Source organism: Amycolatopsis thermoflava N1165 (genome assembly GCF_000473265.1).
Lineage (GTDB): Bacteria > Actinomycetota > Actinomycetes > Mycobacteriales > Pseudonocardiaceae > Amycolatopsis_E > Amycolatopsis_E thermoflava.
The window spans coordinates 1616163-1630024 of record NZ_KI421511.1; the positions used below are offsets into that span (position 1 = coordinate 1616163).

Annotated in this window: 13 protein-coding genes; 5 read left to right on the forward strand and 8 right to left on the reverse strand. The window is 74.0% G+C overall.

What is annotated here, in order from left to right; translation table 11 throughout:
- Window positions 1–111: 111 nt before the first annotated feature.
- Window positions 112–1695, forward strand: a complete 1584-nt coding sequence (locus AMYTH_RS0108110) for an ABC-F family ATP-binding cassette domain-containing protein (RefSeq protein WP_027929886.1) — start codon at window positions 112–114, stop codon at window positions 1693–1695.
- Between the two features lie 15 nt (window positions 1696–1710).
- Here AMYTH_RS0108110 and mshC read toward each other — a convergent pair whose 3' ends face one another.
- From mshC to AMYTH_RS0108125, 3 genes are read right to left on the reverse strand one after another with little or no spacing between them, the layout of a single operon-like run.
- On the reverse strand, window positions 1711–2949 hold the full coding sequence (gene mshC, locus AMYTH_RS0108115; protein WP_027929887.1) for a cysteine--1-D-myo-inosityl 2-amino-2-deoxy-alpha-D-glucopyranoside ligase: 1239 nt from the start codon (window positions 2947–2949) through the stop codon (window positions 1711–1713).
- A gap of 57 nt (window positions 2950–3006) precedes the next feature.
- On the reverse strand, window positions 3007–3720 hold the full coding sequence (locus tag AMYTH_RS0108120) for a GH25 family lysozyme (protein ID WP_228684636.1): 714 nt from the start codon (window positions 3718–3720) through the stop codon (window positions 3007–3009).
- 59 nt (window positions 3721–3779) lie between these two features.
- A complete protein-coding gene (locus AMYTH_RS0108125) occupies window positions 3780–4367 on the reverse strand; it encodes a TetR/AcrR family transcriptional regulator (RefSeq protein ID WP_020422761.1) in 588 nt (195 codons plus the stop codon).
- Window positions 4368–4440: 73 nt separating this feature from the next.
- On the opposite strand from AMYTH_RS0108125, the gene AMYTH_RS0108130 reads away from it, so the two are divergent.
- A complete protein-coding gene (locus AMYTH_RS0108130) occupies window positions 4441–5760 on the forward strand; it encodes a cytochrome P450 (protein WP_027929888.1) in 1320 nt (439 codons plus the stop codon).
- Here AMYTH_RS0108130 and AMYTH_RS0108135 read toward each other — a convergent pair.
- Both AMYTH_RS0108135 and AMYTH_RS0108140 read right to left on the reverse strand, forming a co-directional pair.
- Window positions 5747–6166, reverse strand: a complete 420-nt coding sequence (locus AMYTH_RS0108135) for a hypothetical protein (protein ID WP_027929889.1) — start codon at window positions 6164–6166, stop codon at window positions 5747–5749. The two genes, AMYTH_RS0108130 and AMYTH_RS0108135, sit on opposite strands and share 14 nt — an antisense overlap.
- A gap of 313 nt (window positions 6167–6479) precedes the next feature.
- Complete coding sequence (locus AMYTH_RS0108140) at window positions 6480–7070, reverse strand: helix-turn-helix transcriptional regulator (protein ID WP_027929890.1); 591 nt, start codon at window positions 7068–7070, stop codon at window positions 6480–6482.
- A 78-nt stretch (window positions 7071–7148) separates the two neighbouring features.
- Here AMYTH_RS0108140 and AMYTH_RS0108145 point away from each other — a divergent pair, with 78 nt between their 5' ends.
- Window positions 7149–7526 (forward strand): cupin domain-containing protein, encoded by a 378-nt coding sequence (locus tag AMYTH_RS0108145; protein ID WP_027929891.1) that lies wholly within the window; start codon window positions 7149–7151, stop codon window positions 7524–7526.
- Between the two features lie 146 nt (window positions 7527–7672).
- On the opposite strand, the gene AMYTH_RS0108150 is transcribed toward AMYTH_RS0108145, so the two are convergent.
- A complete protein-coding gene (locus AMYTH_RS0108150; RefSeq protein ID WP_027929892.1) occupies window positions 7673–9631 on the reverse strand; it encodes a VWA domain-containing protein in 1959 nt (652 codons plus the stop codon).
- Window positions 9628–11025: an ATP-binding protein gene (locus AMYTH_RS0108155; protein ID WP_027929893.1), complete on the reverse strand. Its 1398-nt coding sequence runs from the start codon at window positions 11023–11025 to the stop codon at window positions 9628–9630. The genes AMYTH_RS0108150 and AMYTH_RS0108155 overlap by 4 nt, the downstream gene beginning before the upstream one ends.
- 79 nt (window positions 11026–11104) lie before the next feature.
- Between AMYTH_RS0108155 and AMYTH_RS0108160 the strand changes: the two genes are divergently transcribed.
- Window positions 11105–11902, forward strand: coding sequence for a hypothetical protein (locus tag AMYTH_RS0108160; RefSeq protein ID WP_027929894.1), 798 nt, complete (start codon window positions 11105–11107; stop codon window positions 11900–11902).
- A 68-nt stretch (window positions 11903–11970) separates the two neighbouring features.
- Window positions 11971–12891 (forward strand): hypothetical protein, encoded by a 921-nt coding sequence (locus tag AMYTH_RS0108165; RefSeq protein ID WP_027929895.1) that lies wholly within the window; start codon window positions 11971–11973, stop codon window positions 12889–12891.
- A gap of 13 nt (window positions 12892–12904) precedes the next feature.
- Here AMYTH_RS0108165 and AMYTH_RS0108170 read toward each other — a convergent pair whose 3' ends face one another.
- Entirely contained in the window at window positions 12905–13852 is a 948-nt protein-coding gene (locus tag AMYTH_RS0108170; RefSeq protein WP_027929896.1) for a PDR/VanB family oxidoreductase, read from the reverse strand.
- Window positions 13853–13862: the final 10 nt, after the last annotated feature.

Sequence of the window (13862 nt, forward strand, 5' to 3'; positions counted from 1 at the left end):
CCTCCCGCGCTAGCCTGGGAGCACCATGAAGAACTGACATCCCGACCGACCCGCGTCCGAGGCCAGGTGGCCCGGCGGGTTCCGCCATCGCACTCCGGCCGGTGATGTCCCATGTCTTTGCGCGTTCACGAGCTGTCCTTCTCCTACGGCTACCGCGTCCTGTTCGACCGCTTCGACTTCGCCGCCGACCCCGGCCAGCGGGTCGGCCTGGTCGGCGAGAACGGGGCGGGCAAGTCCACGCTGCTGAAACTCCTGGCGGGCGCCGAGATCCCGCACGGCGGCACCGTCCACACCGGACCCGACGTGGGGTTCCTGCACCAGGAACTCCCCTACCCCGCCCACACCCCGCTCTCGGCGGTCGTCGAGGACGCGCTGGCCGGCATCCGCCGCGCGGCGCGGCGCCTGGACCGGCTCGCCGAGGCGGTCTCGGCCGATCCGTCGGAGGCGGTCCTCGCCGACTACGGCGAGGCGTTGGAATGGGCCCAGGCACACGACATCTGGGACGCCGACCGCCGTGCCGCGGTCGTCCTGGACGGCCTCGGGCTCGGCGGGATCGACCGGCCGGTCGGCGAGCTGTCCGGCGGCCAGCGGTCCCGGCTCGGGCTGGCCGCGCTGCTCATCCGGCAGCCGGCCACGCTGCTGCTCGACGAGCCGACCAACCACCTCGACGACCCGGCGATGGAGTTCCTCGAACGCCACCTCACCGGGCTGTCCGGGACGGTGGTGCTCGCCTCGCACGACCGGGTCTTCCTGGACGCGGTGTGCACGGCGATCGTCGACCTCGATCCCGCGCTCGGCGGGCCGGCCCGCTACGGCGGCGCCTACCGGGACTACCTGGCGCACAAGCGCACCGAACGCGCCCGGTGGGAGCAGCGCCACGCCGAGGAGCAGGCCGAGCTGAGGCGGCTGAAGGAGTCGGTCGCGGTCACCGCGCGCGCCGTCGCCCACGACCGGCCGCCGAGGGACAACGCGAAGACGCTATACGACTTCAAGACCGGCCGGGTGCAGAAGCAGATCTCCCGGCGGGTCCGCAACGCGCAGCAGCGGCTCGACGAGCTCACCGCCAACCAGGTCCGCAAACCCCCGCTGCCACTGCGGTTCGCGGGCGCGCTCACCGCACCGGCGGGCGAGGACGAGCTGATCCTCTCCGCCCGCGGGATCCACGTGCCGGGACGGCTGGAACTGTCCGAACTGGACCTCACGGCGTCGGCGCGGCTCCTGGTCACCGGCGGCAACGGCGCGGGCAAGTCGACGCTGCTCACCGTGCTCGCCGGCGGGCTGGCCCGGCAGGCGGTGCAACGCCGGAAGGGCCTGTGCACCGGGATGCTCGCGCAGGACGTGACCCTGCCCGATCCGGCGCGGACGCCGCGCCGGCTCTACGCCGAGGCGGCCGGCCCGGACTCCCCCGCGCTGACCGACCTCGGCCTGATCGCGCCGCGGGACCTCGACCGGCCGGCCGGGCTGCTGTCGGTCGGGCAGCGGCGGCGGCTCGCGCTCGCGATCCTGATCGCCCGGCCACCGGACCTGCTGCTGCTCGACGAGCCGACGAACCACATCTCGCTCACGCTCGCCGAGGAGCTGTTCGACGCGCTGGGCTCGGCGCCCGGCGCCGTCGTCCTCGCCAGCCACGACCGGTGGCTGCGCCGGGAGTGGGACGGTGCGACCCTGCGACTGGAACAGGGCCACACCGTATAGGTCGTTATACGCCGATCAGAGCTCGACGCCCAGCAGCGCGTCGACCGCGACGCGGATCAGGCCGGGCGCGCCCGTGTCGCGCCCGCCCTGCCGCAGCGCCTCGTCGGCCCACGCGTCGATCGCCCGCATCGCGTTGACCGTGTCGAGGTCGTCGGCCAGGTGGTCGCGCAGGCGGGCGACGGTGTCGTCGGCCTCCGGCCCGGCCGGCAGCGCCGCGGCCTCCCGCCACCGCGCCAGCCGCTGCTGGGCGGTGGTGAGCAGGTCGTCGGTCCACGAGCGGTCGCTGCGGTAGTGGCCGGCGAACAGGGCGAGCCGGATCGCGTTCGGGTCCACGCCGTCGGCGCGCAACCGCGACACGAACACGAGGTTGCCGCGCGACTTGGACATCTTCTCGCCGTCCAGGCCGATCATGCCGCTGTGCACGTAGTGGCGGGCGAACGGGTGCTCGCCGGACAGCGCCTCGGCGTGCGCGGCGCTGTACTCGTGGTGCGGGAAGATCAGGTCCGAGCCGCCGCCCTGCACGTCGAAGCCCATGCCGAGCCGGTTGACCGCGATCGCACTGCACTCGATGTGCCAGCCAGGGCGTCCGGGGCCCAGCTCGGACTCCCAGGACGGCTCACCCGGCCGGGCGGCGCGCCACAGCAGCGCGTCCAGCGGGTCGCGCTTGCCGGGGCGGTCCGGGTCGCCGCCGCGCTCGGCGAAGAACTTCGCCATGGTTTCGCCGTCGTAGTTCGACTCGTAGCCGAAGCGGCCGGTGACCGAGCGGTCGAAGTAGATGTCCGGGTACTCCGGGTCGGCGGCGCGGTAGGCCGCGCCGTGCGCGAGCAGCTTCGAGATGACCTCGACGATCTCCGGGATGCTCTCCACCGCGCCGACGAACTGCTTCGGCGGCAGCACCCGCAGCGCCTCCATGTCCTCGCGGAACAGGGCGGTCTCCCGCAGGCCGAGGACCACCCAGTCGTCCTGGTCCCGTTCGGCGCGCTCCAGCAGCGGGTCGTCGATGTCGGTCACGTTCTGCACGTAGTGCACCGTGTGCCCGCTATCCCGCCACACCCGGTTGACCAGGTCGAACGCGAGGTAGGTCGCCGCGTGACCGAGGTGCGTGGCGTCGTACGGAGTGATGCCGCAGACGTACATGCGCGCCGTCTTGCCCGGCGTGGTGGGACGCACCTGCCCGGTGGCCGTGTCGTACAACCGCAGCGCGCGTGGCGTGCCCGGCACGTAGGGCAGGGGTACCGAGGACCAAGTCTTCATACCCCAACCCTAAGTGGCGTTCCGGTGAACCGTCCCGCCCGGTGGGAACGTTTCGCGTCACGAAGCGGTCAGCGACCGCAGTTCGTCGATCGTGCCGAAGAACGTGTCCTGGTTGCCGGGCAGCGGGCCGGCGACGGCGGACTGCCAGAACTTCGCCGTCCAGCCGCCGGGCACCTCGCCCATCGTGGTGTTGTAGCGGGCCAGCCAGAGGACGTGGTCGGCGGCGAACGCGGTGCTGTCGGCCGTGCACGCCTTCCACCACCGGTTCGTCGTGTAGATGATCGGCGTGTGCCCGGTGCGCCGCTTCAGCTCGGTGCTGAAGTCGCGGATCCAGGCGACCATGTCCGCCGGCGATTTCGCGTAGCAGGCGGGGGTGTTCGGGGTGTCCTCCAGGTCCAGCGTCGGCGGCAGGGTCATGCCGTCGGCGAACCACTTGCCGTCGTGGGTGTGCAGGTACGCGGCCTGCTCGGCGCCGCCGGTCTTGTCCGGGCGCGCGTAGTGGTAGGCCGACCGGTACAGCCCCGCCGCCTTCGCGCCGCGGAACTGCGCCAGGAAGTTCGGGTTCACGTACCCGACACCCGCGGTGTCCTTGACGAACACGAAACCCGCGCCCGCGGCCTTGGCGGCGGCGAAGTCGGGCACCCCCTGCGAGGCGCTGATGTCGAACCCGGCGATCTGCGCCGCGGGCTGCGCCGAGGCCACCGCGGGCGCGAACCCGGCCACGAGGGCCGTCACCACCGCCACCAACCGGAAGATCGTTTTCGCTGCCACGTCTCGGACCGTAGATCCACTTCCGGGTCATCGCGCGGCGCGTGACCGCATCGGGTGAGTCAGGCGCCCGGGAACGAGGCGGCCCACATCGCCTCCAGGCCGGCCGTGAGCTGCTCCGACGTCGGCGCCCCGTCCGGGTCGAGCAGCCACTGCACGGCCAGCCCGTCGCAGATCGCGATCACGAAGCTGGCCACCGCCTGGCACCGCGGGTCGTCGGCCGTGGTGCCGTCCGCCAGTGACCGCGCGACCAGCTCGGCGACCTTCGCGCGGCAACGCCGGTACTGCTCGGCGAACTGCTCCCGCAGCGACTCCGTCCGCTCGGCCTGCGCCAGCGCCTCGACGTAGGACAGCAGCAGCGCCCGGCTGGCGGGCAGGCTGTCCAGCATCGCAGCCCACGCGCGCCGCCCGCGCTCGATCGGCGGCACGGCGGGCTCGGCCATCGCGATCGAGGCCAGCTTGTCGGTCCACTCCTCGAACACCTCGCCGATCGCGGCGTTGAGCAGGCCCGCCTTGGACCCGAAGTGGTACCCGATCGAGTGCAGGTTGGTGTCCGACGCCGCGACCAGGTCCCGCGCCGTGATGTGCGCGTACCCCTTCTCCTCCAGCAGCCGCCGCGCCGCGGCGAGCAGCTCTTCCCGGTGTCCCACACCGGAACCCTAGCTGGACACCCGAGTTACACGTGCGTATAAATGAGGCACCGGTCACGTCGAGGAGGTCGCGATGAGCGTCGAAACCCCGTCCCGGACGAGCACGCTGCCGCTGCCGCCGGGCCCGAGGCTCCCGGCGGGCGTGCAGACGGTCCTCTTCGGCAACTTCCGGCACGTGCTGATGCCGCTGCTGCGGCGCCGCTACGGCGACCTCGTGCGGCTAAACCTGTACCCCGAGCGGCACGTGGTGCAGCTGGCGGACGTCGAGCACATCAAGGCGGTGTTCAGCGGACCGGCCGACGTGTTCCACGCCGGTGAGGGCAACGTCATCCTCAAGCCGCTGATGGGCCCGCACTCGGTGCTGCTGACCGACGAGGACGTGCACCTGCGCGCCCGCAAGCTGCTGATGCCCGCCTTCCACGGCGCGGCGCTGCGCGGCTACCGGGAGATGATCACCGAGCTGGCCGAGGCCGAGGTCGCGAGCTGGACGCCCGGCCGGGTGTTCCGCTCGCACGAGCGCATGCAGGCGCTGACGCTGGAGATCATCCTGCGCGTGGTGTTCGGCGTCGCCGAGGGGCCGCGGCTGGACGAGCTGCGCGCCCTGCTCACCCGGATCGTCGACATCGGGGTGCTCGAGCTGTTCGGCTGGCACAACGCGAAGCTGCGCCGGTTCGGCCCGTGGCGGCGCTACAGCCTCGCGCAGGACCGGGTGGACGAGCTGCTCTACGCCGAGATCGCCGACCGCCGCAAGGCCGACGACCTCGACGGCCGCGGCGACGTGCTGTCCCGCCTGCTGACGGTGCCCGCCGAGGACGACCGGCTCTCCGACGCGGAGCTGCGGGACCAGCTGATCACCCTGCTGCTGGCCGGGCACGAGACCACCGCGACCGCGCTGGCCTGGTCGTTCCACGAGCTGGCGCGCGATCCGGCGCGGCAGCGGCGCGCGATCGAGGCCGCCGACGCCGGGGACGAGAAGTACCTGGAGGCGGTGGCCAAGGAGGCGATGCGGCAGCACCCGGTGATCTCCGAGGTGGCGCGGCGGCTGACGCGCGACATCGAGATCGGCGGCTACCGGATTCCGGCCGGCTACACGGTGATGCCCTCGATCGCGCTGGTCCAGGGCGATGCGGCGCACCACGAGGACCCGGCGGCGTTCCGGCCTGAGCGGTTCCTCGACGGCGGCCCGGCGTCGGGCACGTGGTTCCCGTTCGGCGGCGGCGTGCGGCGCTGCCTGGGCGCCGGGTTCTCGCTGCTGGAGGCGACGATCGTGCTGCGGGCGGTGCTGACCCGGTTCGCGGTGGAGCCGGACCGCGCCCGCGGCGAGCACTCGAAGCCGCGGCACATCACGATGGTGCCCGGGCGGGGCGCCCGGATCGCGGTCATCCCCCGGTGAGGAGCAGGCCGCCCAGCGCGACGAGGGCGAGCACCTTGACGGCCTCGAGCACGACGTAGACGACGTGCGCCCGGGACCGCGGGACGTCTTCGCCGGCGAGGACACGGTCGGAGCGGCGGTTCAGCGGCGGCCGGACCACGGCGAGCTGCACGGCGAGCACGACCGCGGCGACGGCGCCGGCCAGGTACACCGGCCACCGGACGTCCGACAGGGCGACCCCGGCCGCGACGAGCACCGCGAGCACCACCTCGGCGCGGTTGAGCGCGCGGAAGACGATGCGCCCGATGCCCAGCCCGAGCGGCACGGTCACGCCGGGAGCGCGGAACTTCAGCGGCGCCTCGAGGAACGAGATCCCGAGCACCATGCCCAGCCAGAGGCAGGTGACACCACCGGCGAGTTCAGCCATCGACAACCTCCAGTTCGGGGTCGGGGTTCACGGGGCGCCGGGTCCGGCATCGGCCGCCACCACCTCGGCGAGGGGCTCGATTCGACGCAGAGGGCCGGTTCCGCGCACGCCGGGGAGTGCGCGCGGGTCACCCGGTGCGGCATCGGCCGCCTGCAGTCCCGCGCGGGGGCTCGACTCGGCGCTGGGGCGGTTCGGGACAGGGCGTCCGGTTCGGCGCAGGCCAGGCGGCTCGCCCGCGCAGCCCGACCAGCGACCGGCACCCGCGGGGGTTTTGGTGTCGGCACTGGGCGGGCGGGTCGCGCGTGCGGTCGGCTCAGCCATCGGCCGCTTCCAGCTCGACCACGCATGCGTCCGGGTCGGCGAAGGGCAGCAGGCGCCTCGCGCGGAGGGGGCCGTCCGCGAGGGCGCCGTTCAGCATGCCGAGGTGCACCGAGCAGACCGCGTCGCGGTGGCGGGACGCCAGCTCCAGGAACGGGCAGTGCCGCAGGCGGATCCGGTGCGGGTCGGCGGCCTGTTCGGGCTCGAAGCCCAGCTCGTCGAGCAGGCGCACCACCTGCGCGGGCGTCTCCGGACGGGCGGTGAGACGGCGGCCCCACGCGGTGCCCGCCGTCTCCGGGTCGCCGGTGCCGCCGGTCAGCAGGATCTCGGCCAGCACCTCGTAGCGGCGGTCCTGGCCCCGCGCCGCCACCGGCGGCACCCGGTACTCGGCGGCAGGCCGTCCCGGGCCGCGCGCGTGGCCCGGCGCCCGCTCGACCAGCCCGTCGGCCACCAGCTGGTCCAGGTGGAAGCGCACGCTGTTCGGGTGCAGCCCGAGCCGCCCGGCCAGCTCGGCCACACCCACCGGCCCCGTCTCCCGGATCGCGCGCAGCACCTCGGCGCGGCGTCCCGGCACGTGGTGCGTCATCGTGGCCTCCCCTGCGCGCGGGTTATCCTGGTCCTGAATTTATCCAAGGATTTTTCGTACTAACAGGGCGGGGTTGGATTGCGCACCACGGCACACCGGCACGGCCCGAGCGAGACCCTCCCGGCGAACATCCAGGAGATCGCCGCGGCGGGCGGCGGCGCGCCGGGCATCCTGTGGCGGCTGCGCGAGGAGGGCCGCCAGCTCGACGCGAACCTGGTGCACCTGCCCGCCGGCGAGCGGATCGGCACCCACGCCGAGCCGGACCTCGACCTGCTGCTGGTGGTCGTGACCGGCGCCGGGAAGCTGACCACCGGCGACGACACCCTCGACGTCGGCCCGGGCTCGCTGGTGTGGCTGGCGCACGGGCAGGCACGGGCGATCGAGGCGGGCCCGGAGGGCCTGTCGTACCTGACCGTGCACCGCCGCCGCCCGGGAATGCGGATCGGGCACCGCTAGAGGGGGCGATCGTCCCGCCAAGGCGTGACCAGCGCCGCCAGTCGCGCGCGAGCACCGGCCCCCGGCAGCCGGCAAGCGGGTCCGTGCCCGCGCCACCCGGCCCGGGCCACTTGCCCTGCCGACCGCCGGAACAGGCGCGAACCGCGCTAGCGCCGCCGGGTGCGGAGGTAGTCGCTGATCACCGCGGCGCCCAGGCCGTCCACCTCGGGCGCCACGACACGCCCGCCGGAGCGCCGCGCGATCAGGTCCACGAACGCCGCCAGCCGCGGGTCGTCGCCGAGGCGGAACACCGACACCGAGGCGCCCATCTTCGCCAGGCGGTCCACTTCGGACAGCGTCTTGACCAGGGTGCGAGGCTGCGGCGGGTAGTCGAACTCGGCGGTGCCGTCCGGTTCCAGGTGGGCGGTCGGCTCGCCGTCGGTCACCATCAGCACCACCGGCTGGGCGTCCGGGTGCCGTCGCAGGTGGCGGCCCGCCAGCAGCAGCGCGTGGTGCGCGTTGGTGCCCTGCTCCCACACCCCCTCCAGCCCGACCAGCTCCGGCAGCTCCACCGACGCCGCGTACCGGCCGAAGGTGATCAGCTGCAGCGCGTCGTTGCGGAAGCGCGTGGAAATGAGCTGGTGCAACGCCAGCGCGGTGCGCTTCATCGGCAGCCAGCGGCCCTCCGACACCATCGACCACGACGTGTCCACCAGCAGCGCCACCGCGGCCCGCGACCGCAGCTCGGTCTCCACCACCTCCACGTCGGACACGTCCAGCCGCACCGCGCCGCCGCCCGTCGAGGCCGTCCGCAGCACCGCGTTGCGCACCGTGCGGGACACCTCCCACGGTTCCCGGTCGCCGAACTGCCACGGCCGGCTCGCCCCGGTCGGCTCGCCCGCCGCGCCCGCCGACTCCGTCTGCCGCTCGCCGGTCTTGCCGCGCAGCGAGTGCACGATGTCCGACAGCGCGGTCTCCCCCAGGCGCCGCAACGCCTTCGGGGTCAGCCGCAGCGAACCGTCCGGCGCGCGCTCGAACAGGCCCTGCGACCGCAGCTCCCGCTCCAGCTCGGACAGCCGCCGCGCGTCGACCCCGGCGTCCGGGCCGAGCTGGCGTTCCAGCGCCTCCAGGTCGATGTCCTCCAGCCGCGCGCCCGGGTAGGACTGGGCCAGCTGCTCGGCCAGGGCGTCCAGCTCCGCGAGGTCCTGCATCGCCTGCGCGCCCTCGCCCAGCCCCAGCGGGTCCTGGCCGCGGAACCGCGCCGAGGACGTCCAGTCCTCCCCCGGCCGCATCGCCTGCAGCCGCGCGTCCAGGCCGGCCAGCTGCTGCCCGATCCGCGGGTCGCCGAACGCCTGCTGCGCCAGCTCGGCCAGCTCCGCCCGCTGCTCGGCCGACATCGAGTTCAGCATCCGCTGCGCGGCGGCCGCCCGCGCGGCCAGCGCGTCGACGAGCTCGTCCACGTCGCGCGGGTTCTCCGGGAAGAACTCGCCGTGGCGGCGCATGAACTCGTCGAACCGCTCGTCGATGTCGTCCACGCCGCGAGCGTGGGCGTCGAGCAGCGCGTTCAGGTCAGCCAGCATCTGGTGAACGCGCTCGACGTCCTCCTGGCTGGTGCTCTGCAGCGCCTGCTTCATGCCCTCGAACCGCGCGTCGAGCATCTCCCGGCCGAGCAGGTCCCGGATCTGGTCGTACTTGTCCCGGCCCTCCTCGGACCGCCACGGGTACTCCGACAGCTCGCGCACGGCGGCGGCCGTGCCCGGCGGCAGCGCGTCGAGCTGCGCCTCGGCGAAGCGGGCGTCGTCGGACGGATCGGGGAACAGCGCCCGCTTCTCGGCGTCCAGTGCCTCGTCGAGCAGGCGCCGCACCTCCTGCAGCGTGCCGTCGAGGCGGTGGCGCCGCTGGATCTCGGCGCGGCGCTGCCACACCCGCCGGGTCATCTCGTCGAGCCCGCGCGTGTTGCGGGTGCCGCGGCGCAGCAGCTCCTCCAGCGCCGACCGCGGCGACGCGCCGTCCATGACCTCGCGGCCGATCTCGTCGAGCGCCTCGCGCAGGTCGATCGGCGGGGCGAGCGGGTCGGGGCCCTCGTGCCACGGGCCGTAGGACCAGCCCTCGGGTGCGGTGCTCACGGCCCGTACACCGTGGTCGCGTCGTCGGAGTCCTTGGCCAGCTGCCGGGCCAGGTACAGCGACTCCAGTGCCAGCTCGACGGCCGCCGCGATGCGTCCCGGCTCGTCGGTGGCCGACACGCCGGCGCGCTGGGCGACCTCGTGCAGCACCGGCAGCTCGGGCAGCGCGGCGAGCAGGTCCGCGCCCGGCACGCGCTCGCCGGTGGCGACCAGGTGCCCGTTGGACACCGCCTCGACCAGCGGGCGCAGGTTGAGCCCGCCGAAGCGCTCGCGGGCGGTCTCGGCGACCGCGCGGCGCAGCAGGTGCACCAGGTGCTCGGTCTCGCGCCCCTCCTCGCCCGGCTCGAACTCGATCTTGCCGCGCAGCACGGCGGGCACGGCCTCCAGGTCGACCGGGCGCGCCACGGCCGGGTGCTCGCCGGTCAGCGCGGCCCGGCGCAGCGCCGCCGCGGCGACGGTCTCCGCCGCCGCCACCGCGAACCGGGCCGACACGCCCGAGCGCTGGTCGATCACGGTGGACTCGCGCAGGTTGCGCACGAACCGGGCCAGCACCTCCAGCAGCGGCTCGCCGACCTCGGCGACCAGGTTCGCCTCCTGGCGCACCACGTCCACCTCGGCGGCCACGGTCAGCGGGTAGTGGGTGCGGATCTCGGCGCCGAAGCGGTCCTTGAGCGGCGTGATGATCCGGCCGCGGTTGGTGTAGTCCTCGGGGTTGGCGGTGGCGACGAGCAGCACGTCCAGCGGCAGCCGCAGCGTGTAGCCGCGGATCTGGATGTCGCGCTCCTCCATCACGTTGAGCAGCGCGACCTGGATCCGCTCGGCGAGGTCGGGCAGCTCGTTGATCGCCACGATGCCGCGGTGCGCGCGCGGCACGAGTCCGAAGTGGATGGTCTCCGGGTCGCCCAGGCTGCGGCCCTCGGCCACCTTCACCGGGTCGACGTCGCCGATCAGGTCGCCGACCGACGTGTCCGGTGTGGCCAGCTTCTCGGTGTAGCGCTGATCGCGGTGCAGCCAGGCCACCGGCAGGTCGTCGCCCAGTTCGGCGGCGCGGCGGCGCGAGGCCGGGGTGATCGGCTCCAGCGGGTGCTCGGCCAGCTCGGAGCCCTCGATCACGGGGGTCCACTCGTCGAGCAGGCCGGCCAGCGTGCGCAGCAGGCGCGTCTTGCCCTGGCCGCGCTCGCCGAGCAGCACGACGTCGTGCCCGGCCAGCAGGGCGCGTTCGAACTGGGGCAGCACCGTCCGGTCGAACCCGACGATCCCCGGCCACGGGTTCCGGCCCTCGCGCAGCGCGGCGAGGAGGTTGTCGTGGATCTCGGTCTTGATGCTGCGCGGCAGGTGCCCGGCCGCGCGCAGTGCTCCCGCGGTGCGCGGGAGGTTCTCGGGTGCGGGTGTCACGACTACGACGCTACGCACGTCCCGCGGTGTCGTCGACGTGGAGCAACTCCAGCGTCCGGGTGCCGTATTCTGGATCGCCGTGTGCTGTCCCAGTGCGACCCTCACCGTGTGGGCCTCGGCGTGGCTGTCCGGCGCCGCCGCGTCCGACGACGTCCTCGACGCGCTCCTGGCGTGGGGCGAGGCCCACGAGGTGGTGGCCGCGGACGCCGAAGCCGCGGTGACGCTCGACCTCCCGCTCGCCGGTGACTTCCCCGGCACGCCCGTCCAGCTGCTCGCCGCGTTGCGCGCGCACGGCGCCGGCCCGGCCCGGCTGGTGCTGCCCGCGCCCGGCGACCCGCGGGGCCTCGGCGGCGGCGGGCCGTTCACCGAGGCCGCGATGCGGGCCGGTGAGGCCGTGCTGCTGCCCGGGCTGGGGTTCGGGCTGGTGCCGGTCCCGATCGCCGAGGGGCTGGTGCGCTGGTCGGTCCACAAGGTCGCGGTGCCGCTGAGCCCGGACTACGTGGCGCTGAACGAGGCGGAACACGGCCTGACCGACGCGATCCGCGATTCCGCGGGCGCGCTGCAGGCGCTGGACGTCGCGCGGGACCGGCCGGGCGTGCGGGCCGAGCTGGCGGCGAAGCTGCGGGCGCGGCCGCGCCTGAACTGGCCTGCCGGGACACCCGGGCGGGCGCTGCGGGTGCTGCAGCGCGCCGACGAGGTGGGCGCGATCCTGGCGATCGCGGAGATCGACGAGCCGGGTGGCGCGTTGTCGTCGTCGGCCGCGGTGCGCCGCGCCGACGCCCTGCGCCCGTTGCGCACGGCGGTGCGCACGGCCCGGCACGCCGCGATCAACGAAGCGGTCCGGCAGCTCACCGAACAGGGTGACCGGCAGCCCTGATCGGCGGCTTGACAGCGTGGTGTTTCCTTGATCCGCACACATCGTCGTAGCGGCAGGAGACATCTTCCGTGGATCTCGGTGACCCCACCACCAACCCCATCTCGTTCACGCTCGGTTCGGCCGACGAGTTCTTCACCGAGCCGGTCGGCGCGCGGGACGAGGACGGCTACCGGCGCGCCTGGCAGCGCGTCGTGGCCGAGCACGGCGCCGAGGCCGCCCGGGTCACCCGCATCGCCGCCTACTGGGAGCCCTCCGCCGCGGACCGCAGGTTCCTCGACGAGACCTTCGCCGACGCCGGGCTGCAGTTCATCTTCGAACGGCCGGAGCCGGCGGGCTGGGACGCAGCGCTGGCGAAGGCGCAGCAGGTGCTCGACGAGATCCTGCGCGCCGAGGAGGCCGAGGAGCTGGCGGCGGAAGCCCGCCGCGCCAGGGAGAAGCAGGCGGGCGGCGAGCTGCTCCCGGTGCTGCGCAGCGGATCCCTCGGCGGCAGCGACGTGGTGCGGCAGACGATGCCGTGGCTGCCGGTGGCCGGGCGCGACCTGTTCGCCACGTTCGCCTACACCGCGCTGACGCCGCACGGCACGGTGGGGATGCGGCACGTGCTCAACAACCACCTCGACGGCGAGGCGGACTTCACCGGGATCGTCACCACCGCGCTGGACTCGGTCAAGGACGGCCTGGTCCTGGAGGAGGCCGTCACCGAGACCGGGCGGCTGATCCGGATGCACCGTCCGGACGGCTTCGGCGCGGCAGGCGCGGTCATGCTGCCCGACTTCCACGAGCGGATGTCCGGCATCCACGGCTGGGACGAGCTGACGGTCGCGATCCTCTGCCCGGACGACCTGTGGATCACCCGGTCCGGCACCGCCGACGCCGACCGGCTCGCCCAGGAGGTGCGGGCGGCCGGACAGCAGGCGCCCGAGCTGCGTCCCTCGCTGCTGCGCGTCACCGCGACCGCGATCGACCTCGTCGCCGAAAGCGCTTCCTGACGCGCGCCGGCGCTCAGTACAGCTCGATCTTCAACCGGGCCGTCCTGGCGCGGGAGACGCACAGCGCCATCTGGTCCCCGGCGGCCTTGTCCGCGGCCGACAGGCAGCTGTCCCGGTGCTCCGGCACGCCCTCCAGCACCCCGGAGACGCAGGACCCGCAGATGCCCTCCTCGCAGGACTTGAAGACCTCGATGCCGTTCTCCCCGAGCACGGCGAGGATCGACTTGTCCGCGGGCACCTCGAACACCTCGCCGGTGTCCAGCTCGACGGTGAACGGCCGGTCGCCGCTGGTGTCGACCTCCGCCGCGACGAAATGCTCCACGTGCACGCGCGACTCACCGACGACGGGCGCGAAGACCGCGCCGACCTGCGCCATGAACCCCTCCGGCCCGCACGTGTACACCTGCGCGTCCGAGGTCAGCCCGGCCGCGACCTCCTTGAGGATCGTCGGCTGCTCGGCGCGCGGCACGCCGAACCGCAGGTGCACGCGGTCGCCGAACTCGCGCTCCAGCAGGCCGGCGAACGCGGCCTGCTCCCGGGCGCGGGCGAAGTAGTGCAGTTCGAACTCCGCGCCCCGCCGGTCCAGTTCGTAGGCCAGGCTCAGCAGCGGGGTGACGCCGACGCCGCCCGCCACCAGGACGTGGCGGGCGCCGTCGGCGACGCGCAGCAGGTTGCGGGGCTCGCCGATCTCCAGCGTGTCCCCGGCCCCGACGGTGTGCAGCGCCTCGGAACCGCCCCGCGACGCGGCTTCCTTCTTCACCGCGATCAGCAGCGACGAAGCCTCGTGCGGCGGCGAGCACAGCGAGTACTGCCGCACCAGGCCGGTCGGGCCGACGACGTCGACGTGCGCGCCGGCCTCGTACGGTCCCAGCGGGGCGCCGTCGTCGCGGACCAGGCGCAGGCTGCGGATCCCGGCGGCCTCCTGCCTGACCTCCGCGACGCGGACCACAGTTCTCGTCATCGTCCCTCCC

Excerpts from the sequence above, each read along its gene's own strand:
- AMYTH_RS0108135 (WP_027929889.1), bottom strand. The coding sequence starts at position 6,166 with ATGGCTGAACTCGCCGGTGGTGTCACCTGCCTCTGGCTGGGCATGGTG.
- AMYTH_RS0108170 (WP_027929896.1), bottom strand. The coding sequence starts at position 13,852 with ATGACGAGAACTGTGGTCCGCGTCGCGGAGGTCAGGCAGGAGGCCGCC.
- mshC (WP_027929887.1), bottom strand. The coding sequence starts at position 2,949 with ATGAAGACTTGGTCCTCGGTACCCCTGCCCTACGTGCCGGGCACGCCA.
- AMYTH_RS0108140 (WP_027929890.1), bottom strand. The coding sequence starts at position 7,070 with ATGACGCACCACGTGCCGGGACGCCGCGCCGAGGTGCTGCGCGCGATC.
- AMYTH_RS0108130 (WP_027929888.1), top strand. The coding sequence starts at position 4,441 with ATGAGCGTCGAAACCCCGTCCCGGACGAGCACGCTGCCGCTGCCGCCG.
- AMYTH_RS0108110 (WP_027929886.1), top strand. The coding sequence starts at position 112 with ATGTCTTTGCGCGTTCACGAGCTGTCCTTCTCCTACGGCTACCGCGTC.